This is a genomic window from Mariniflexile sp. TRM1-10, from assembly GCF_003425985.1.
Classification (GTDB): Bacteria; Bacteroidota; Bacteroidia; order Flavobacteriales; family Flavobacteriaceae; genus Mariniflexile.
Genome location: NZ_CP022985.1, coordinates 4353056 through 4373013, shown reverse-complemented (window position 1 = coordinate 4373013; position 19958 = coordinate 4353056). Strand labels below are relative to the sequence as shown.

General features: G+C 34.3%; 19 protein-coding genes and 1 pseudogene. 12 read left to right on the top strand and 8 right to left on the bottom strand.

The window, feature by feature from the left end; translation table 11 throughout:
- On the bottom strand, nucleotides 1-1200 hold the full coding sequence (locus tag CJ739_RS18060) for an aminotransferase class I/II-fold pyridoxal phosphate-dependent enzyme (RefSeq protein ID WP_117177855.1): 1200 nt from the start codon (nucleotides 1198-1200) through the stop codon (nucleotides 1-3).
- A 159-nt stretch (nucleotides 1201-1359) separates the two neighbouring features.
- Here CJ739_RS18060 and CJ739_RS18055 point away from each other — a divergent pair, with 159 nt between their 5' ends.
- The 5 genes from CJ739_RS18055 (at nucleotide 1360) to CJ739_RS18035 (ending at nucleotide 4869) form a co-directional block, all read left to right on the top strand.
- Nucleotides 1360-1824, top strand: coding sequence for an Lrp/AsnC family transcriptional regulator (locus CJ739_RS18055; protein WP_117177853.1), 465 nt, complete (start codon nucleotides 1360-1362; stop codon nucleotides 1822-1824).
- A 512-nt stretch (nucleotides 1825-2336) separates the two neighbouring features.
- Complete coding sequence (locus tag CJ739_RS18050; protein WP_117177851.1) at nucleotides 2337-2840, top strand: hypothetical protein; 504 nt, start codon at nucleotides 2337-2339, stop codon at nucleotides 2838-2840.
- A 5-nt stretch (nucleotides 2841-2845) separates the two neighbouring features.
- Complete coding sequence (locus CJ739_RS18045) at nucleotides 2846-3553, top strand: hypothetical protein (protein WP_117177849.1); 708 nt, start codon at nucleotides 2846-2848, stop codon at nucleotides 3551-3553.
- Between the two features lie 6 nt (nucleotides 3554-3559).
- Entirely contained in the window at nucleotides 3560-4399 is an 840-nt protein-coding gene (locus CJ739_RS18040; RefSeq protein WP_236951547.1) for a sensor histidine kinase, read from the top strand.
- A 92-nt stretch (nucleotides 4400-4491) separates the two neighbouring features.
- Nucleotides 4492-4869 (top strand): GxxExxY protein, encoded by a 378-nt coding sequence (locus CJ739_RS18035; RefSeq protein WP_117177847.1) that lies wholly within the window; start codon nucleotides 4492-4494, stop codon nucleotides 4867-4869.
- A 115-nt stretch (nucleotides 4870-4984) separates the two neighbouring features.
- Here CJ739_RS18035 and CJ739_RS18030 read toward each other — a convergent pair whose 3' ends face one another.
- The 5 genes and pseudogenes from CJ739_RS18030 to CJ739_RS18010 all read right to left on the bottom strand — a co-directional run bounded on the left by CJ739_RS18030 (nucleotide 4985) and on the right by CJ739_RS18010 (nucleotide 10179).
- Nucleotides 4985-6364 (bottom strand): aldehyde dehydrogenase, encoded by a 1380-nt coding sequence (locus CJ739_RS18030; RefSeq protein ID WP_335645410.1) that lies wholly within the window; start codon nucleotides 6362-6364, stop codon nucleotides 4985-4987.
- A gap of 279 nt (nucleotides 6365-6643) precedes the next feature.
- Entirely contained in the window at nucleotides 6644-7339 is a 696-nt protein-coding gene (locus tag CJ739_RS18025) for an RluA family pseudouridine synthase (RefSeq protein ID WP_117177843.1), read from the bottom strand.
- 27 nt (nucleotides 7340-7366) lie between these two features.
- A pseudogene (locus tag CJ739_RS18020) lies at nucleotides 7367-7786 on the bottom strand (four helix bundle protein).
- 144 nt (nucleotides 7787-7930) lie between these two features.
- Complete coding sequence (panB, locus tag CJ739_RS18015; RefSeq protein WP_117177841.1) at nucleotides 7931-8749, bottom strand: 3-methyl-2-oxobutanoate hydroxymethyltransferase; 819 nt, start codon at nucleotides 8747-8749, stop codon at nucleotides 7931-7933.
- A gap of 101 nt (nucleotides 8750-8850) precedes the next feature.
- On the bottom strand, nucleotides 8851-10179 hold the full coding sequence (locus tag CJ739_RS18010) for a rhamnogalacturonidase (protein WP_117177839.1): 1329 nt from the start codon (nucleotides 10177-10179) through the stop codon (nucleotides 8851-8853).
- 175 nt (nucleotides 10180-10354) lie between these two features.
- On the opposite strand from CJ739_RS18010, the gene dnaK reads away from it, so the two are divergent.
- Both dnaK and CJ739_RS18000 read left to right on the top strand, forming a co-directional pair.
- Complete coding sequence (dnaK, locus tag CJ739_RS18005; protein WP_117177837.1) at nucleotides 10355-12262, top strand: molecular chaperone DnaK; 1908 nt, start codon at nucleotides 10355-10357, stop codon at nucleotides 12260-12262.
- 462 nt (nucleotides 12263-12724) lie between these two features.
- Nucleotides 12725-13672, top strand: a complete 948-nt coding sequence (locus CJ739_RS18000) for an NAD(P)H-dependent flavin oxidoreductase (RefSeq protein WP_117177835.1) — start codon at nucleotides 12725-12727, stop codon at nucleotides 13670-13672.
- Nucleotides 13673-13871: 199 nt separating this feature from the next.
- On the opposite strand, the gene CJ739_RS17995 is transcribed toward CJ739_RS18000, so the two are convergent.
- Nucleotides 13872-14246 (bottom strand): hypothetical protein, encoded by a 375-nt coding sequence (locus CJ739_RS17995; RefSeq protein ID WP_117177833.1) that lies wholly within the window; start codon nucleotides 14244-14246, stop codon nucleotides 13872-13874.
- Nucleotides 14247-14444: 198 nt separating this feature from the next.
- Here CJ739_RS17995 and CJ739_RS17990 point away from each other — a divergent pair, with 198 nt between their 5' ends.
- Together CJ739_RS17990 and CJ739_RS20475 are read left to right on the top strand one after the other, a co-directional pair.
- On the top strand, nucleotides 14445-15431 hold the full coding sequence (locus CJ739_RS17990) for an aldo/keto reductase (protein ID WP_117177831.1): 987 nt from the start codon (nucleotides 14445-14447) through the stop codon (nucleotides 15429-15431).
- Between the two features lie 33 nt (nucleotides 15432-15464).
- Nucleotides 15465-15695: a virulence RhuM family protein gene (locus tag CJ739_RS20475; RefSeq protein ID WP_205419432.1), complete on the top strand. Its 231-nt coding sequence runs from the start codon at nucleotides 15465-15467 to the stop codon at nucleotides 15693-15695.
- Here the strand turns inward: CJ739_RS20475 and CJ739_RS17980 are convergent.
- Nucleotides 15682-16254 carry a GNAT family N-acetyltransferase gene (locus tag CJ739_RS17980; RefSeq protein WP_117179119.1) on the bottom strand — a complete coding sequence of 191 codons (573 nt, stop codon included), beginning with the start codon at nucleotides 16252-16254 and terminating at the stop codon, nucleotides 15682-15684. The genes CJ739_RS20475 and CJ739_RS17980 overlap by 14 nt on opposite strands.
- A gap of 112 nt (nucleotides 16255-16366) precedes the next feature.
- Between CJ739_RS17980 and CJ739_RS17975 the strand changes: the two genes are divergently transcribed.
- The 3 genes from CJ739_RS17975 to menD are packed head-to-tail and all read left to right on the top strand — an operon-like array spanning nucleotide 16367 to nucleotide 19722.
- Nucleotides 16367-16792: a PaaI family thioesterase gene (locus tag CJ739_RS17975; RefSeq protein WP_117177829.1), complete on the top strand. Its 426-nt coding sequence runs from the start codon at nucleotides 16367-16369 to the stop codon at nucleotides 16790-16792.
- 3 nt (nucleotides 16793-16795) lie between these two features.
- Nucleotides 16796-17911 carry a chorismate-binding protein gene (locus tag CJ739_RS17970; protein ID WP_117177827.1) on the top strand — a complete coding sequence of 372 codons (1116 nt, stop codon included), beginning with the start codon at nucleotides 16796-16798 and terminating at the stop codon, nucleotides 17909-17911.
- Nucleotides 17912-17961: 50 nt separating this feature from the next.
- Nucleotides 17962-19722 (top strand): 2-succinyl-5-enolpyruvyl-6-hydroxy-3-cyclohexene-1-carboxylate synthase, encoded by a 1761-nt coding sequence (menD, locus tag CJ739_RS17965; protein WP_117177825.1) that lies wholly within the window; start codon nucleotides 17962-17964, stop codon nucleotides 19720-19722.
- Nucleotides 19723-19958 lie beyond the last annotated feature (236 nt).

Genomic DNA, 19958 nt, shown 5'->3' with positions numbered 1-19958 from the left:
TTATAGAACACCAAGTTCTTTCATACAGGTATTCATCATGTGGTAGGTGCGTTCAATATCATCATCCAACCCAATCGAAAAACGAATTAAACCATCGCTTATGCCCATCGTTTTTTGTTCATGCTCAGGTATTTCAGACGATGTAGAAGTTCCCGGAGCGCTAAACAGCGTTTTGTAAAAACCTAAACTAACAGCAAGATAGCCTAAGTTTCTATTTTGCATAAGTTCCATCAATTTATTGGCTTTTTCTAAAGTGCCTACATCAATAGTGAGCATGCCGCCAAAACCGTATTGAGTATTCATCATACTCTTAAACAGTTCGTGTGAAGGATGTGATTTTAGTCCGGGATAGACAGTTTTTAAACCATCGGCTTCAAATTTTTGAGCCAAAAACAAGCCGTTTTTACTATGTTGCTGCATTCTTATATGAAGTGTGCGCAGGTTTTTCAATATGGAAGCGGCTCTTAAACTATCCATGGTAGAACCTAACAACATTGATGCCCCTTGGTTTACATTACGTAAATCATTAATAAATTCCTGTGTGCTGCAAACGACCCCACCAACAGTGTCGCTGGAACCATTAATAAATTTGGTTAAACTGTGAATTATCACATCGGCACCCCATATGGCTGGCGAAATGGATAACGGGGAAAATGTATTATCTACCACTAATTTTAGTTTATGTCTTTTAGCTATTGCTGCTAATCCTTTTATATCGGCAACTTCTAAAAGCGGATTACTCACCGTTTCGCAATACAACACTTTGGTGTTTTTGGTAATGGCAGCTTCAACAGCATCTAATTTTGTAATGTCAACGAAAGATGTTTCAACGTGGAATCTAGAGATGAAATTTTTTAAGAACGCATAGGTGCCACCATAAATAGTTCGACTAGAAACAATATGATCGCCAGCGCTACATAACTGCATTAAAACAGGAGTAATGGCTCCCATGCCCGATGCTGAAACGTTGGCGGTTTCGGTACCTTCCATAGCCGCAAGCGCTTCACCTAAATACAGATTAGAAGGTGAGGAGTGGCGTGAGTATAAATAACACCCATCAGCATTGCCTTCAAAGGTGTCAAACATGGTTTTTGCTGATAAAAACGTATAGGTAGAAGAATCGGAAATAGACGGGTTCACCCCTCCAAATTCTCCAAAATACTGTAAATCCTGTATGCGGTTTGCGGGTTTAAAGTCCATGATGCTAAGTATTGGTTATCTAACAAAATTCAGTATTAATAGATTAAAAAACAATAAATATTGTTTATATTAGTAAATAAAACTATATTAGTTTCTTTTTACAGATTATAAATTTACAAAGTATATATAAAACGGCGGTTTAACGAATTTTATTCAGTTATGATATTTGACGATATTGATAAAAAGCTATTGGAATATTTGCAAACGGACAGCAAACAGACCAATAAAGAGCTTTCAAACAAGTTAAATCTTTCTGTTACGGCAGTCTATGAACGGATTAAAAAACTTGAAAAAGAAGGGTTTATTAATAGTTATGTAGCATTGGTTAATAAGGATCTTGTAGAAAAATCGTTTGTAGCATTTTGTCATATTAAGCTCATTCGACATGCACAAGATTATGTGGTTAAATTTGAAAAAGAAGTTGCTAATTTGCCCGAAGTGCTGGAGTGTTACCATATTAGTGGCGATTACGATTACTTATTAAAAGTATTGGTAAAAGATATGGCTGCTTTTAGAGAGTTTTTGGTAAAAAAGCTAACATCTATCAAACATATTGGTAGTACTCATAGTATGTTTGTAATTAATGAAGTAAAGCACAGCACGGCTATTAATTTTAGTTCGTGAATTCGTGAATTCGTGAATCGTGAAACGTGAAAGGTTAATGGTTGGTTTGGGTCTTGGATCTTTGAACTTGGGTACTTGATGGAATTGGGGTTGTTATATGAGGTTTTTCAACATAATGATTCTTATTTTAGAGACTGTTTAAATTTTGTTTTTGGAATGTTTTATAGGGTATTTTTTTGTCAGACAGGGCCGAGCGTATAAAAAAGGTCTGGGAGACCTTTTTAGCGAAGGAGCCAGGCTGCCGCGAGGGAGAAGTACATAGCTATAAACCGAAAAATAGCTGAAGTATGGCGGAAAAAGGCACATAAAAGAACCAAAAGGATAAAACTTAAACAGTCTCTTGTAATTAAAACTTTTTTACTACTTTTAAACAGCTATTTAAACCAACTAATTTATATTATGAAATCGCCATGATTTGGAAACGCAAGCACCAATGAAAATAAAGCGATTGCTTCGCCAGTTCGCTATCGCTCGTGTCCATATGACCATTAAAAACCAATAAATATTTACATATGAAAAAACTAAGCTACATTATTTTAGGAATCATTATAGGTGCTTTGGTAACCTATTTTTTTTGTCCGAGAGAAAAAGGAGAGGACCCAGTTAAAATAGTAAAACCAAAAGGAGTCATTTCTGTTGAAAAGGCTAAAGAGTTGAATGCTAATTGGACTTTACACAGGAAGGCAGCTGTAGATTCAGCAGCACAAAAACAAGGAAGAAAACAGGACGACCGCTCTACATATTGGTCATTAGAAGATATTGAAAATTATTTAGGCTATGCAAAAAACCAAGCAGATAGTTTGGGCTACCAAATGACTGGAATACGTGTATATTTAGGTGTTTACGGGAAAAATGCAGGGCTAACCAAAAAAGATTTAACCACTATGTTTATAGTGCCCACGGGAAAAAAATCTACAGCGAGTAGCTTAAACCTTAATTTAAGAGGAGGTCATGAAGATGTTCCTGTAGATCCTTTAAATGAGGGTGCAGGAGGAACAGGTGGCTACCCACAATAATTTTAATGAACGCATTTTTATTAGAATACTATAACACCATAACGTTTAGTATTGAATCTTTAGCAGCTTTTACAGGTTTATTGCTTTACAAGAAGTATAAACAAACAGCTGCTAAATATTTTATATGGTTTTTAGTGTATTTATCTGTTTGTGATTTATCTAATACTTATGTACATTATATAAAAGATGGCTTTTTGAGCTTTTTAGAAGGTACTGTTTTCATTAAAAATTTTTGGTGGGCAACATTGTATTGGAAAATTGGAGCTATTATGTTTTTCTCATTTTATTATAATAGCATCTTAACAAATGAAAAATTTAAAAGAATTGTAAAATACAGTAGTTATTCCTTTTTAGTCTTTTCAATCATTTACATACTATTCAATTGGGACGACTATTTTAATCTATTTTTTCCAATAATAAGTATTCTAGGAGCAATCATTATTTTTTTATGCACGGCATTTTATTTTTTTGAAATATTAAGTAGCGAAAAGATATTAACGTTTTACAAATCCATTAATTTTTACATAAGTGCTGCCATATTTATTTGGTGGCTTATTATAACACCTTTGGTGTTTTATGATATTTATAATTCTCATTACGATTGGAATTTTATATTTTTAAAATGGCAAATCTATTTGTTCGCAAACATAGTGATGTACTTGACATTTACATTTGCATTAATTTTTTGCAAACCTGAAGCAGACAAACAGTAACTAGCAATGAATGAACTTTTACTTAATATGGCTTTAATACAACAAATCGAACGGTTGGCTAGCACCGCTTCAGAACGCTATTTATTGGTGTACATGATTGCCGTTTTGGTTATTGTAACCACATTGGTTATTGTATTTTTTGTAGTTTTTTTAAAAAGGAAGAATAAATTATTATTCGAGAAAATAAAACAAGAACAGGCTTTTGAAGCAGAAATTACACAAGCACAAACCGAAACCCAGGAGCAAACCTTGAAAAATATTGGATGGGAGTTGCATGATAATATTGGTCAGTTGCTATCGTTTGCGAATATGCAGTTAAGCATTTTAAAAATGCAGGTGGCGGACGATGTGAAAGAAAAATTTAAAGACACCACCGATGCACTTAAAGAAAGCTTGGCCGAAGTACGGGCACTTTCAAAAACACTAAACAATGAAGTGGTATTAAATGTTGGTTTTGAAAAATCCATTACTAACGAATTGAACCGAATGAAAAAAATGACATTCGATTCGGCAGAACTTAAAACAATAGGGGAAAGCGTAGATTTTAAAGAAAGAAAGCATGAAATAATTCTTTTTAGAATACTTCAAGAGTTTTTATCGAACTCGGTAAAATATTCCGAAGCAAAAAACATACTTATTGTTTTAGACTATCAACCTAATAATTTAGTAATTACCGCAAAAGATGATGGGAAAGGGTTTAATTTAGATGAAACCGAGAAGGGTTCTGGTCTAATCAATATGAAGAGTAGAGCATCGTTAATAAACGCTCAATTAGAATTAACATCCCAACCAGGTGAAGGTGTAAAATTAATTTTAAATTATCCAATGGCAACTAATCAGTATTAAATAACAACCGCAATGAACGCAAAGAAAAATCGCAAAGTTCGCAAAAGTTTACTTTGAATTCTTTGCGAAACCGTAATCGTTAAAAAAATAGTATGACAGAAAACGAAATCGCTAATAAGATAATAGGTTTGGCCATTGAAGTTCATAAGGCACTAGGGCCTGGGTTACTTGAGAGCGCGTATAAAGAATGTTTAATGTACAAAATCATTCAATCTGGAATGTTTGCAGAAAAGGAAAAGCCCATGCCTTTAGTTTTTGAAGAGGTTAAATTAGATTGTGGTTACAGAATGGACATATTGGTAGAGCATAAACTGGTTATTGAAATAAAAAGTGTGGAAGCATTAAATGATGTTCATTTGGCACAAACACTAACTTATATGAAGCTTGGCAATTTCAAACTTGGATTGTTAATCAACTTCAATGTTGCATTGTTGAAAAACGGAATAAAAAGAGTAGTAAATAAAGAGTAGTAAATAATCTGTGAGTTCCCTTCGGTTTTGCTCAGGTCATACTTTGCTGTACTTTGCGGAAACCTTTGCGTTTTTGCGGTTAAAAAACAGACTGATAAATAACACAATATTATAATTACGAAAAGAGTTTAAAAAGTTTTTTTATAAGATTGAGTTTGCCACTATAGGGCGCATATCTTAGTGGAGGATCCATCCAATTCCCTCGTTTTATAATGGCTTTGCTATGTAAAAAAGTGTCAAACCCATGTTTTCCGTGGTAAACGCCCATGCCACTAGCTCCAACGCCCCCAAAAGGGAGTCTGTGATTTCCAAAATGAATTAAAACATCATTAACCACACCACCACCAAAACTGTAAGTGTTTAATATATGCTCTACAAATATTTTGTTATTCGAAAAGGTGTACAACGCCAAAGGTTTTTCAAAACTTGTAATAATACGGTCTATATCTTCTTGGGTATCATAAGTTAGAATTGGTAAAATAGGACCAAAAATTTCATTGCGCATCAGGTCACTTTCTAAAGTAGGTTCATCAACTATAGTAGGAGCTATGTAGTTGTTTGTTTCATCAATAGTGCCACCAAAAATAATATTTGCATCTTTTAGCATATGAGCGATTCGTAAAGTATTTTTAGTATTTATAATTCTTGGAAAATCTACCGATTCTTTAGGATTCTCACCATAAAACCTAGTTATTTCATCTTTTAAAAATACAATAAGTTCCTGTTTAACATTGTGTTTAACAATAATATAATCGGGAGCGATACATGTTTGTCCGCCATTCAAAAATTTACCCCAAGCTATTCGTGTTGCAGCAAGTTTTAAGTTTACCGTATCATCAATAATACAGGGTGATTTACCGCCTAATTCTAAAGTAACCGGTGTTAAATGTTTTGCGGCTGCTAGTGCGATTATTTTACCAACAGATACACTTCCTGTAAAGAAAATATAATCCCATTTTTGGGCCAATAACTCTGTTGCTACATTCGCATCACCTTGTATGGATTTAGCATACGCTTCTGGAAAAACAGTCGTTAATATATCTGTTATTAATTGCGAGGTGTGTTTGGTAAGTTCGCTTGGTTTTAGAATGACCGTATTTCCTGCGGCAATTGCCATGATAACTGGTTCTAAAGCCAGTAAAAAAGGATAATTCCAAGGCGCAATGACCAACACGTTTCCGTAGGGTTCTTTATAAATATAATCTTTAGAGGGGAATGTTAAGATAGACGACTTCATCTGTTTTGGTTTTGACCATTTTTTAAGGTTTTTAATAACCAAATTTAATTGGGACATAACAAGTCCAAATTCACTAAGAAAAGTTTCAAATTCCGGCTTTTTAAAGTCTTTATTTAATGCATCATAAATAGCTTGTTCTTTTGAAATGATTTCATTTTTCAAAGCCTTTAAATAAATCAATCTGGTTGCTACCGATTTTGTTTTTTGTGAATTAAAAAATGCTTTTTGATACGAAATAATGTTACTAATACTATCCAAAATGTTTTTTCATAAAGATAGGGAACATCCTTGATTAATTCTAATCACATAATACGAAGCGATTTAAAAAAATGGACAATAGAAAATAGATGTAGACAGTAGGCAGTAGGCAGTGGTCAGTAGGCAGTGGACAGTAGGCAAATAGGCAATAGAGAATAGGGGAAATAGAAGAGAAACTTAGTCTGAATATCAGAAACTTTGCAACTTTGAGTCTTTGAAACTCTGAAGCTCAAAAACTCAGAAACTTTGAGACTTTGCAACTTTGCAACTTTGAGACTTTCAACCATTACAAGCATCCCAAATAGGATCATTTGGCAAAGGTGCAGTAATATGTATGGGTTCTAATTTTACAGGATGTATAAAGGTAATGTGTCTGGCATGCAAATGGATGCTGGCATCTTTATTGCTTCTATCGAACCCGTATTTTAAATCACCTTTTATGGGGCAACCAATAGTTGATAATTGCGAACGTATTTGGTGGTGCCTGCCCGTTTCTAAATTAATTTCAAGCAAGAAATAATGGTCTAATTTCTTTAATGTTTTATAATGAAGAATGGCTTTTTTACTGTCTTTTACTTCTTTTGGATAAGCTGAGGATTTGTTGTTTTTTGGATTTTTTTTTAGCCAATTAACCAAAGTGTCTTTTGCTTTTGGTGGTTCGTTTTTTACAATAGCCCAATAGGTTTTGTCAATATCTTTTGAGACAAACAAGGCATTTAATCTAGGTAATACTTTGCTGGTTTTTGCAAAAATAACAAGGCCTGTCGTGGGGCGATCTAAACGGTGCACAACCCCTAAATAGACATCCCCAGGTTTGTTGTATTTGTCTTTTATGTATGCTTTAACAATATCGCTTAATGGTTTGTCGCCTGTTTTATCACCTTGTACAATATCGCCAGCACGTTTGTTTACGATGATGATATGATTATCTTCATATAAAACCTGTAGGTTGTTTTTATTGGACAATTTGGACATATTAGATTATTAGACTACTTAGACTATTTATATTTTTAGTGTTGATTTGAATTTAGAAATCATTTTTATTATTTCTTCTAATTCTTTTGAAATAAGATTTAGTTCTTCAAAAGAAATAAATTTTAAATCGAAAGCAATAAGTAATTGTGTCTCTATTTCATATGTAAATATTTATTTTTTATTGGTCATATGTTATCGCTTTACTTGTTGATTTTTGTTTGCAATAAACTCATTGGTGGTAGCGATTTCATAGCAAGAACCTAATGTAATTTCTAAAAATCTAGAAAAATCTTTATTTGATTTTCTAGATGAACCTTCGGCAATATTAGAAGGGATTGAAACAGAAGCTTTTCGAAGTTGATTTGATAATCCGAACTTTTCCGATTCAGGAAACTTAGAAGTTAAAGAATATATTCCAGTACAAAAATGTCGGCCTCTTTTCCATATTTCTAATTCTTTAAATTATGCATAAAACTAAATAAGTCTAATTCTCTAAAACCTCCATCAATCTAACAAGTCCAACAATCTAACAAGTCCAACAATCTAACAAGTCCAACAATCTAACAAGTCTAACAAGTCTAACAATCTAAATTAATACTGCTCATTATCATTAGGAAAATCAATCGATTTTACATCTTCAACATACTGGGAAATGGCATTGGTCATGTCTTCATACAAATTCATATAGCGGCGTAAAAAACGTGGATGAAATTCGTGTGTCATACCTAGCATATCATGTAGAACCAAAACTTGTCCGTCAACACCATTACCAGCGCCAATTCCAATAATGGGAATGCTAACACTTTCTGCTACTTCTTGAGCAAGTTTAGCAGGTATTTTTTCGAGGACAATAGCAAAACAACCAATGCGCTCAAGCATTTTGGCATCTTCAATAAGGCGTAGCGCTTCCTCTTCTTCTTTAGCGCGAACAGTGTAAGTTCCAAATTTGTAGATAGATTGTGGCGTTAAACCTAAATGCCCCATAACAGGAATACCAGCATTTAAAATACGCTTTATGGACTCTTTAATTTCTTTTCCGCCTTCCAGTTTTACAGCATGTCCGCCACTTTCTTTCATAATTCTAATAGCAGAACGCAGGGCTTCTTTCGGGTCACTTTGGTAGCTTCCAAAAGGCAAGTCTACTACCACTAAAGCACGGTCTATAGCACGAATTACCGAAGATGCATGATATATCATTTGATCTAAAGTAATAGGCAATGTCGTTTCATGTCCCGCCATGACGTTACTAGCCGAATCACCAACAAGAATAACATCTATACCAGCACCATCTACTATCTTTGCCATGGTGTAATCGTAGGCTGTTAGCATGGATATTTTTTCACCATTGGCTTTCATATCAACCAGTGTTTTTACAGTAACACGTTTATATTCTTTTTTTGCAGTAGACATATTTTTGTTTTTTCTGATAGGAAGCAAAAGTAGTAAAACAAATTCGTAAGAAATAAAAAATGAGTTTACTCATGTAAAGCATTTTTTAAAACCAGATGCGTTTACTTAATGAGTTCGCCATTTACTTCAACATTTTTAAAAGTAACGCCATTAATGATGCTTTTATCGTAAGTGGCATCTTTGGCTTCAACTTTTATGTTTTCAAATGTAAAATTGGAAAGCTTGTCGTATTCGGTAATCTTCATATCATAAAAAATATCGCACTTTAAGTCAATATTTCTCATCGTAATATGGTTTGAATATGATAGAGGCACATCTTTTCTTCCTTTTAAGTCGAAAAACTGTGTCCAGGGTTTAATATAAATAAAGCTATGGGCTTCACCTGTAATATTTTCAACGGTTATGTATTCGTATTTTTGGGCTGTATCGGGACGCATTTTTAGCCATAATAAACGTTTGGCTTCTTTTACGACACAATTACGCATCACTATGTTTTTGTTATGTATGGATTCGCTTCCGTTTGTTAAGGCGGCATGACAAAATCCGAATTCGCAATCTTCAATTATAATATTGGTGTTTTCGCCATTGCTAGGGTCTTTATCTGCCCAAGGACCTTTGCCACCTTTTAAAGCAATGGCATCGTCGTTTACTGCCATATAGCAACCTTTAATTAGCATGTTGTTACATACATCTATATCAATAGCATCGGTACTTGGAGCTTTTACTGGTTCATGTGGCGAAGTAATGCGTAAATCTAAAATTTTCACGTTATTACATTGGTAATAATGACTGGTCCAAAAACCAGAGTTTCGCAATTTCACATCTTGTACTTGTACGTTATTGCATTTCCAAATAAATACCAATCGTGGTCTTGATACTTCTAAATTGGTGCATTTAGGGTTTTCTTTTCTACGTTGCCAGAAAGCCTCCCAATATTTTAAACCGTTTCCGTCAATAGTCCCTTTTCCGGTAATGGTAAATCCGTCTATACCAAAGGCATTTACTAAGGCTGAGAAATATTCAATACTTTGCCCTTCAATTCTAGAAGGTTTAAATGGGTAATCGGCAATATTATCAGAACCCTTTAAAACACCACCTTCGGCGACATGTAAATGGGTATTTGGTTTAAAAAACAGCGCACCACTTAAAAAAGTCCCTTTAGGAATTACAATAACACCGCCGCCATTTCTGTAAGCTTCATCTATAGTATTTTGAATGGCTTCTGTTTGTATTAAGGTACTGTCGTTACTAACACCATAATCGGTGATGGTATAAAAAGCACCTAAATCTTCAGGGTTTATTTTAGAATAGTCATGAAACCAATCAGGAATTTTAGTTCCGTCAGGAAAAAGATCGGTTTCTACTATTTTGGTTTTTTGATTGCATGATACGAGTAATACTGTAATAATTAGTAAATAAATGTTTTTCATTGCTTTTAGTGATTTGTTGGTATTATTATGATAAGCATTTTCAAGATTGGTAAAAGTAATAAATTACGAATCATTATCAATATGACATCATGTCAGCATTCATTTATTGGCATAATCATTGACTTTTACATATCGAATTTAAAAATGAACATTCAACACAAATAAAAAATATATTATGAGTAAAATTATTGGAATCGATTTAGGTACAACCAACTCTTGCGTTTCTGTTATGGAAGGTAACGAACCCGTTGTTATCCCAAACGCAGAAGGTAAAAGAACAACGCCATCGGTTATTGCTTTTGTTGAAGGCGGCGAAATTAAAGTTGGTGACCCAGCAAAAAGACAAGCAGTAACAAACCCTACAAAAACCGTTTATTCTATTAAGCGTTTTATGGGTAATAAATATTCTGAATCTAAAAAAGAAGCAGAGCGTGTACCATATAAGGTGGTAAAAGGTGATAACGATACGCCTCGTGTAGACATAGACGGGCGCTTATACACACCTCAAGAATTATCTGCTATGATTCTTCAAAAAATGAAGAAAACTGCTGAAGATTATTTAGGAACTACTGTTACAGAAGCAGTTATTACGGTACCTGCATATTTTAACGACAGTCAACGTCAAGCTACTAAAGAAGCTGGAGAAATTGCAGGCTTAAAGGTAAGACGTATTATAAACGAACCTACAGCTGCAGCATTGGCTTATGGTTTAGACAAAAAAGGTAAAGACCAAAAAATCGTGGTATTTGACTTTGGTGGAGGTACACACGACGTTTCTATTTTAGAATTAGGAGACGGTGTATTTGAAGTATTATCTACTGATGGTGATACGCACTTAGGTGGTGATGATGTAGATGAAAAAATCATCAACTGGTTGGCAGATGAGTTTAATGCCGATGAAGGTATGGATTTACGTAAAGATCCGATGTCTTTACAACGTTTAAAAGAAGCTGCTGAAAAAGCTAAGATTGAATTATCATCTTCTGCACAAACAGAAATCAACTTACCATATATCACGGCTACTGCAAGTGGACCAAAACACTTAGTACGTACCTTAACAAGATCTAAATTTGAGCAATTAATTGACGATTTAGTAAAACGTACCATTGCACCATGTGAATCTGCGTTAAAAGCAGCAGGTTTAAGTAAAAGTGATATTGACGAAATTATTTTAGTAGGTGGTTCTACACGTATCCCTGCAGTTCAAGCTGCTGTTGAGAAATTCTTTGGAAAATCTCCAAGTAAAGGTGTGAACCCAGACGAAGTTGTATCTTTAGGTGCCGGTATTCAAGGTGGTGTATTAACTGGTGATGTAAAAGATGTATTATTATTGGACGTAACCCCATTATCATTAGGTATCGAAACTATGGGTAACGTTATGACGAAGCTAATTGAAGCTAATACGACGATTCCTACTAAGAAATCCCAAGTATTCTCAACAGCTGCCGATAATCAACCATCTGTAGAAATTCACGTATTACAAGGTGAAAGAGCTATGGCTGCCGATAACAAAACCATTGGTCGTTTTCACTTAGATGGTATTCCACCAGCAAGAAGAGGAACGCCACAAATTGAAGTAACGTTTGATATTGATGCCAATGGTATTATCCATGTAACGGCTACTGATAAAGCTACAAATAAAACACAAGATATTCGTATAGAAGCATCTTCTGGTTTAACTGAAGAAGAAATCAAAAAAATGAAAGCAGATGCAGAAGCTAATGCTGAGGCAGATAAACAAGCCAAAGAGAAAGCAGAAAAATTAAATGCTGCTGATGCCATGATTTTCCAAACCGAAAGTCAGTTAAAGGAATTTGGTGATAAATTATCTGATGATAAAAAGAAACCAATTGAAGAAGCATTAGAAGAACTTAAGAAAGCTTATGAAACTAAAGACGTAGCGGTTATAGACCCAGCTTTAGAGAAAATTAACGAAGCTTGGAAAGTTGCTAGTGAAGAAATGTACAAAGCACAAGCCGAAGGACAACAAGGTGGCGCACAACCAGGACCAGATGCTGCAGGTCAAAATGGACAAGCAGAATCTAGCGATGTGGAAGACGTAGACTTCGAAGAAGTCAAGTAGCCTGTGCTGAGCGAAGTCGAAGTATAGATTTCGAAGAAGTGAAATAAACAGTCATTCCTGCGAAGGCAGGAATCCAAATAAGACTAAAAACGCAACCATTTCTGGTTGCGTTTTTTTATTCAATAAGTTGTTTACTTACTATTTTATTGGTAACAGAAATAGTTAAAACCATGTACTTTAGTGCATTTTCCTTTCAGTTTCTAAAAATTTTTACCGCAGATTCGCAAATTTTTAACATTTTAGATAATCTGCGAATCTGCGGTAAAATTCCACTGATTAATTTCGCAGACTAACCTTGCAGATTAGTCTGCAAACAAAACTATGGATTTCAAGTCCATGGTTTATTTCTGAAACTGGTACGTTTGCCCTGAATGGTTGCGTTCTTCATTTTATTAATTTCAAAACAAAACAACATGCTATGCGTGCATAATATTGTTATATTTGTCGAAATCAATTTTAGAAATGTCAACGAAACTTACTCAACTTTTAGAAATTAAATATCCAATAATTCAGGCGCCTATGTTCTTGGTATCAAATACCGCCATGGTTATTGAAGCTATGAAATGTGGTATCGCTGGGTGTATTCCTGCACTTAATTATAGAACTTTGGAAGAATTAAGAGCAGCTATTATTGAGTTAAAAAATGCAAAAGTAGAAGGCGGTTCGTTTGGATTTAATCTAATAGTAAATAAATCGAATATTAAGTATAAGGAACAATTACGCATACTTTGTGAGGAAGGATGCGATTTTATAATAACCTCTTTAGGAAGTCCGGAAGAAACCATAAATCAAGCACATCGAGTAGGCATAAAAGTGTTTTGTGATGTGGTCGATTTAAAATTTGCGAAAAAAGTTGAGGGATTGGGAGCCGATGCTGTTATAGCTGTTAATAATCAAGCCGGTGGTCACAGAGGAAATCTGTCACCTGAGAATCTTATAAAAGAGTTGGTTTCCAATTGCCATATTCCGATTATTTCGGCAGGCGGTGTGGGACGCAAAGTAGATATTGATACCATGTTAAGTTATGGAGCCGCTGGCGTTTCTGTCGGGAGTCCGTTTATCGCATCGGTTGAAGCTAATGTCACAGACGAATATAAACAAGCTTGCGTGGAATACGGTGCAGAAGATATTGTAATGACCGAACGTATTTCGGGGACACCATGTACTGTTATCAATACACCTTATGTTCAAAAAATAGGTACTAAGGCTACTTGGATAGAATCTGTTTTAAACAAGCATAAAAAACTTAAAAAGTGGGTGAAGATGATTCGTTTTTCGATAGGAATGAATGCCACCAAAAATGCCGCTACCAAAGCCACCTATAAAACGGTTTGGGTTGCAGGTCCTAGTATTGAGCATACGCATAGTATATTACCTGTAAAAGCTATAGTAAAACGGTTAATAGAATAATGAAGAATAAAGAGAATAGAATAAAGAAAATAGACAAGAGACAAGAGAATGACAATAAATGATTTACTTTTCTGTTTTAATAATCCCTAAGTAACTTATTAATAAAAAAAAATAGGGGCACACATCGGTGATCTCTTTAAAAAGCCATTGACACTGTGTTTGCAGTGAATTGTAAAAGTTTTATCGGACACTATGAATATTAATTCACCAATGCTACCTTTTTTTGTTCCCTATTTTTTTTTCCAACAAATAGGCTAATAGTTGTACTGGCTGTTAATCCCCCTAAAGAAGTGGCTATTAATTCACCGGTATCCCAATAATAAGAATAGCCTTCTTTGCCTTTTCTTACACTATCATAGAGTTCTTTAGTAGCTCCAGCAAGCACAGAAGCTCCAAGACTATACCAAAAAGCCTTTTTCTTATTTTTAGTGGTTGTATAAACAACGGCATAAGTGGTTGCGGAAATAAAAGCGCCAGCACTAAAGTGCAATTTGTCATCGGTAGAAATAAATTGTGCATGACTTATACTCGAACTCAAAAAAAATATAATAAAAAAAGCAATTGTGATTTTCATAAGGTGTTTTTAATATCAAACTTATCTTGATAAAAACAAAAAGTCAAGATAAGTTCGTTGGTTGCACTAAAACTATAGATTAAAACTTTAAAAATGTTATATATTCGTTTTTTATAATATTTATACGGCAAAGAGTCTTTTTTTAGCACATACATGTGTTATTTGCACTCAATTTTGAAATTAATACAAGTACATTCAATGAAAAACAGAAAATTAGGAGTTAACGGATTTAATATTGGTGAAGTAGGTTTAGGTTGCTGGCAACTAGGAGCCGATTGGGGTAAAGACATTTCAAGAGAAACTGCTTTAAATATTCTAAATGAATCTGTTAAAAATGGTATCACCTTTTTTGATACTGCAGACGTGTATGGCAATGGAAAAAGTGAAACGGTTATAGGTGAATTTTTAAAAACGTGTGATGATCCTATACGTGTGGCTACAAAATTTGGTAGAGCAGGGGATGCGTATCCAGATAAATACTCAAAAGACGTTTTACGAAAATCTGTTGAAGGTTCTTTACAACGTTTAGGCGTAGAGTCGATAGATTTGTTACAATTACATTGCATTCCAACACACTATTTAAAAGAAGGAAGGGTTTTTGATTGGTTGCGCGAATTACAGCAAGAAGGACTCATTAAACATTTTGGTGCCAGTGTAGAAACGGTTGAAGAAGGTTTAATATGTATGCAACAAGAAGGTTTACTATCGTTGCAAGTTATTTTTAACGTTTTCAGACAAAAATTGGTAACCGAACTATTTCCGCAAGCGGAAGCAAAGGGCGTTGGCATTATTGTGCGCTTGCCATTGGCAAGTGGGTTGCTTTCAGGGAAATTTGATAAGAATACAAGCTTTCCAGAAAACGACCATAGAAATTATAACAGAAACGGAGATGCTTTTAATGTAGGAGAAACTTTTGCTGGGTTGCCATTTGAAAAAGGATTAGAGTTTGTTGATACCATTAAAAATAACATATTGCCAGATAATTTAACCATGGTTCAACTGGCTTTACGATGGATTTTAGACCACCAAGCTGTTAGTTGTATTATTCCGGGAGCAAGTTCTACAAAGCAAGTGATTTCAAATGCCGAAGTTTCAAATATTAAAGCGTTATCACCTGAAACGCATTTAGCTTTAGCACAATTATATAAATCTGAAATACATAGTAACATACGTGGTGGTTATTGATGATGCTATAAATAACCCGTTAACTCCAAGAATATGGAGTTGAATATTGACGAGATAGTAAACACTTTGACTAAAGCAATTAAAGCAAACGCTATGGAAGAAAACAAATCTCAAATAATAATTTATCAAACCGAAAGCGGAGAAACTAAATTAGATGTTCGTTTTCAAGATGAGACGGTCTGGCTTACTCAAAGATTGATGGCAGAATTATTTCAAACCTTAATCGATTATCGATTTACAAACACGGTTTCTAAAACCCTTTAAAAACATCATTTTTTATACCAATCCATTCCTCATTCAAAATTCCATAACAACAAGTATTTCGTTTAAAACCATCAAGCATCAAGGTGTCTTTTCGTAATACGCCTTCAAGTTTGGCGCCTAATTTTTCAACCGCTTTTCTGGATTTTATGTTGCGTTCATCAATTCGAAACTCAACTTTATCAAAATTCAAGGTTTCAAAAGCATATTGCAGCATTAAAAATTTCATGTGTTTGTTTAATCCCGTACCTTGAAATTGGGTTCCTATCCATGTCCATCCAATATGCAACACTTTATTATGCCAATTGATATATCCAAAACGTGTACAACCTGCGTAACTACTTGTTCGTTTATCAAAAATAATAAAAGGAATGGCTGTTTTTTGGTAATAGCAATCTACAGCATCTTGCACATATTCTTTTAGATTTTCCGGTGTATCAATTTTACTGGGGGAGTATTGCACTAGATTGGGTTGTTGGGCAACTTCTATTAAATATTTATAATTGCTTAAACCCAATAAAGAGAGTTTTACATAGTCGTTTTCTAAAGTTGGTACTTGCATCATTTTGTTAATTCTGTGTAGGTAGGTATATATTAAATTGAACCTTAAATTTTATATCTGTTACAAGTGTATTTTGTACTTTTACAGGCGCGATTAAAAATACAATATTTCTATGCAATTAACCAAAGAAGTCATTATAGCAAAAGCCAATGAAGCTTGTAAAAATACCTTAATGGAAACCTTACATATTGAGGTTATAGATTATGGTGATGATTTTTTAGTAGCACGTATGCCCGTAAATTCTAGAGTATATCAGCCTGATGGCGTGCTGCATGGTGGTGCAACCGCAGCTTTGGCTGAAAGCGTAGGTAGTTTTGCTTCCCATATTTTTATAGATACCGAACAGTTTTTTGTAAGGGGCATCGAAATTACCGCCAATCATTTAAAAAGCATTAAAGAAGGGTTTGTATATGCTAAGGCAACGTTTGTACATAAAGGCAGAACCACACAATTACTGGATATTAAAGTAACAGACGATGCCAATAATCTGATATCGGTTTGTAAATTAACCACCATTTCGTTGCCAAAAAAGAACTGATTAATGACTTCGGAAGATTTTTTTAAACGTATTGAGCAACAATACCACAATGAACTGCCCTTTGTTGTTTATAGAAAGCCTAATAAAAGTGACATTAATGGATTGCTTCAATCTCATAACGAATTAATTTCCATAAAAGATTTTACCGAAAAGGGCTTTGTCTTTGCTCCATTTGATGACTTAGAAACCTCGGTATTGATACCTTTTGATGGTTCTGAAGTTATTTCTTTGTCATCTCTAATGCCAAGTGACATTGGGATTACAGAAAACAAAAAAATCATAAACGAACAGGAAAAGCAGCAGCACATAGATCTTGTAAAAAAAGGGGTTGAAGCTATCGAAGCTAAGGATTTTAAAAAGGTTGTGTTATCAAGACAAGAACATGTTTTAATAGCAGAAACCAATCCCATTGTTATTTTTAAAAGACTTTTAAGCACGTACACCTCATCTTTTATTTATTGCTGGTACCACCCCAAAGTAGGGTTATGGTTGGGGGCAACACCCGAAACACTTATAAAAATTGAAGGCAGCCAGTTTTCTATTATGGCGTTGGCAGGCACGCAGGTTTACAAAGGAAATTTAGATGTGATTTGGCAAGACAAAGAAAAACAGGAACAAAAATTTGTAACAGATTTTATTGTTGATAGTTTGCAACCTTCCATAGAAAGTTTAAATGTTTCAGAGACCGAAACCGTAAAGGCAGGTAATTTGGTACATTTAAAAACCATGGTTTCGGCACGTTTAAAAACAGATTCCACATTAAAAGATATTATTTGTACCATACATCCAACACCAGCAGTTTGTGGGTTGCCAAAGGAAGAAGCAAAACAATTCATTTTAAAGAATGAACATTACAACCGGGAGTTTTATACAGGTTTTTTAGGTGAACTGAATTTTGAGACGACTACTGCGCCACGTTCCGGTAAACGAAATATAGAAAACAGAGCCTATGCCGTTACCAAAAAAAGCACACAATTGTATGTGAATTTACGGTGTATGAAACTAAAGAACAATACGGCCATTATATATGTTGGTGGAGGCATAACCGCCAACTCTAACCCCGAAAGTGAATGGGAAGAAACCGTATCAAAATCTTTAATTATTAAAAATATTTTGTAATTAGCTTATTTTAAGCACTATTTATTACTTTTACATATTGATCCAATTATATGATTTATCCAAAAATCCCTCTCGCACAAACCGTTATAGAGCTCTTTAAAATTAAAGGTATAAAGCATATTGTTATTTCACCGGGCAGTAGAAATGCCCCTTTAACCATTGGCTTTACTAACAATCCGTATTTCACTTGTTACAGTATTGTAGACGAGCGTTGTGCCGCCTTTTTTGCTTTGGGTATCGCGCAACAATTAAAAGTACCTACAGCGGTGGTTTGTACATCGGGTAGTGCTTTGGTAAACTATTATCCAGCGGTTACAGAGGCTTATTATAGCGACATTCCATTGGTTGTGGTATCGGCAGACCGACCAAAACATTTAATTGGTATTGGAGATGGGCAGACCATTAACCAGAAAAATATTTTTGAAAATCATATTTTATATTCCGTAAACCTAAAACTGGATGTAAAAGACGAGAATAATATTCCTGAAAACGAAGAATTGCCCATGTTGAAAAACCTTGAAGACAAATTAGAACGTTTTTTAGGTTTGCAGAAAGACATTCAAACGCATAATGAAGAAGAAATTAATGAAGCTTTAAATTTTGCATTGTTAAAAAAAGGACCAGTACATATCAATATTCCTTTTGATGAACCACTTTATGAAACCGTTGAAAAATTACGAGTGACCCCAAAGTCAATAAAACCAGCTTTAAAGCCAAAAGTTATTGAAGACTATGTGCTTAATGAGTGTTTGCAAGACTGGAATTCGACTTCTAAGAAAATGATACTTGTGGGTGCTAATTACCCAAATGAGATTGATAAGAAATGGTTGAAGGAACTGGCAGACGATGACAGTGTGGTTGTGTTTACCGAGACAACGTCAAATTTATATCATGAAAGTTTTTTTCCGTCCATCGACCAAATTGTAGAACCTTTAACAGAAGAAGAGAAAAAGGCACTTCAACCAGAGATTTTACTAACCTTTGGCGGTTTAATTGTTTCGAAAAAAATAAAGACATTATTACGAAAATTCCAACCTAAATATCATTGGCATGTTGATGAAAAAAGTGCTAACGATACGTTTTTCTGTTTAAGTAATCATATTGATGTGACGCCTAATCAGTTTTTTTCGGTCTTTTTACCAAAAATAACGCATTATGTAAAAAGTAATTATAATGCTCATTGGACTGACGTAAAAAATAACCGTTTAAAAAAGCACAACGAATATTTAAAAACGATCCCTTTTACCGATTTAAAAGTTTTTGATATACTGTTTAAAAATATACCTAGTGACCATATTTTGCAAATAGCTAACAGTTCGGCGATTCGCTACGCGCAGTTGTTCGATATTAACAAAAACAATACGGTCTTTTGTAATAGAGGTACTAGCGGAATAGACGGCAGTACATCAACCGCTATTGGTTGTGCGGTGGTGAATGATAAACCAACAACCTTAATAACGGGAGATTTAAGCTTTTTATATGACAGCAATGGGCTATGGAACAACTACATTCCTAAGAATTTTAGAATTATTGTTATAAACAATCAGGGAGGTGGGATATTTAGAATTCTTCCGGGGCATAAAAACTCCGATAATTTTGAAACTTTTTTTGAAACTACCCACAATTTAAATGCAAGGCATTTGTGCAGAATGTATGGGTTTGCTTATAAAAGTGTTTCAAAAGAAAAACCATTGGAATATTATTTAAAAGAATTTTTTGTGGAAGATGGGCGCCCAAAACTTTTAGAGATCTTCACACCCAAAAATATTAATGACGAAGTGCTTCTTCAATATTTCGAATATTTAAAATAAAATACGTTGTGACTTTTTTTTCTGAATTTATTGGTCACAGAAATAGTTAAAACTATGCACTTTGGTGCATTTCCCTTTTAGGGTCTAAAAATTTTTATCACAAATTCACAAATTTTTAACATTTTTGGTAATCTGCGAATTTGCGGTAAAATTTCACCGATTAATTTCGCAAACTAACCTTGGAGACTTTTAGTCTGCAAACAAAACTATGGACTTCAAGTCCATGGTTTATTTAA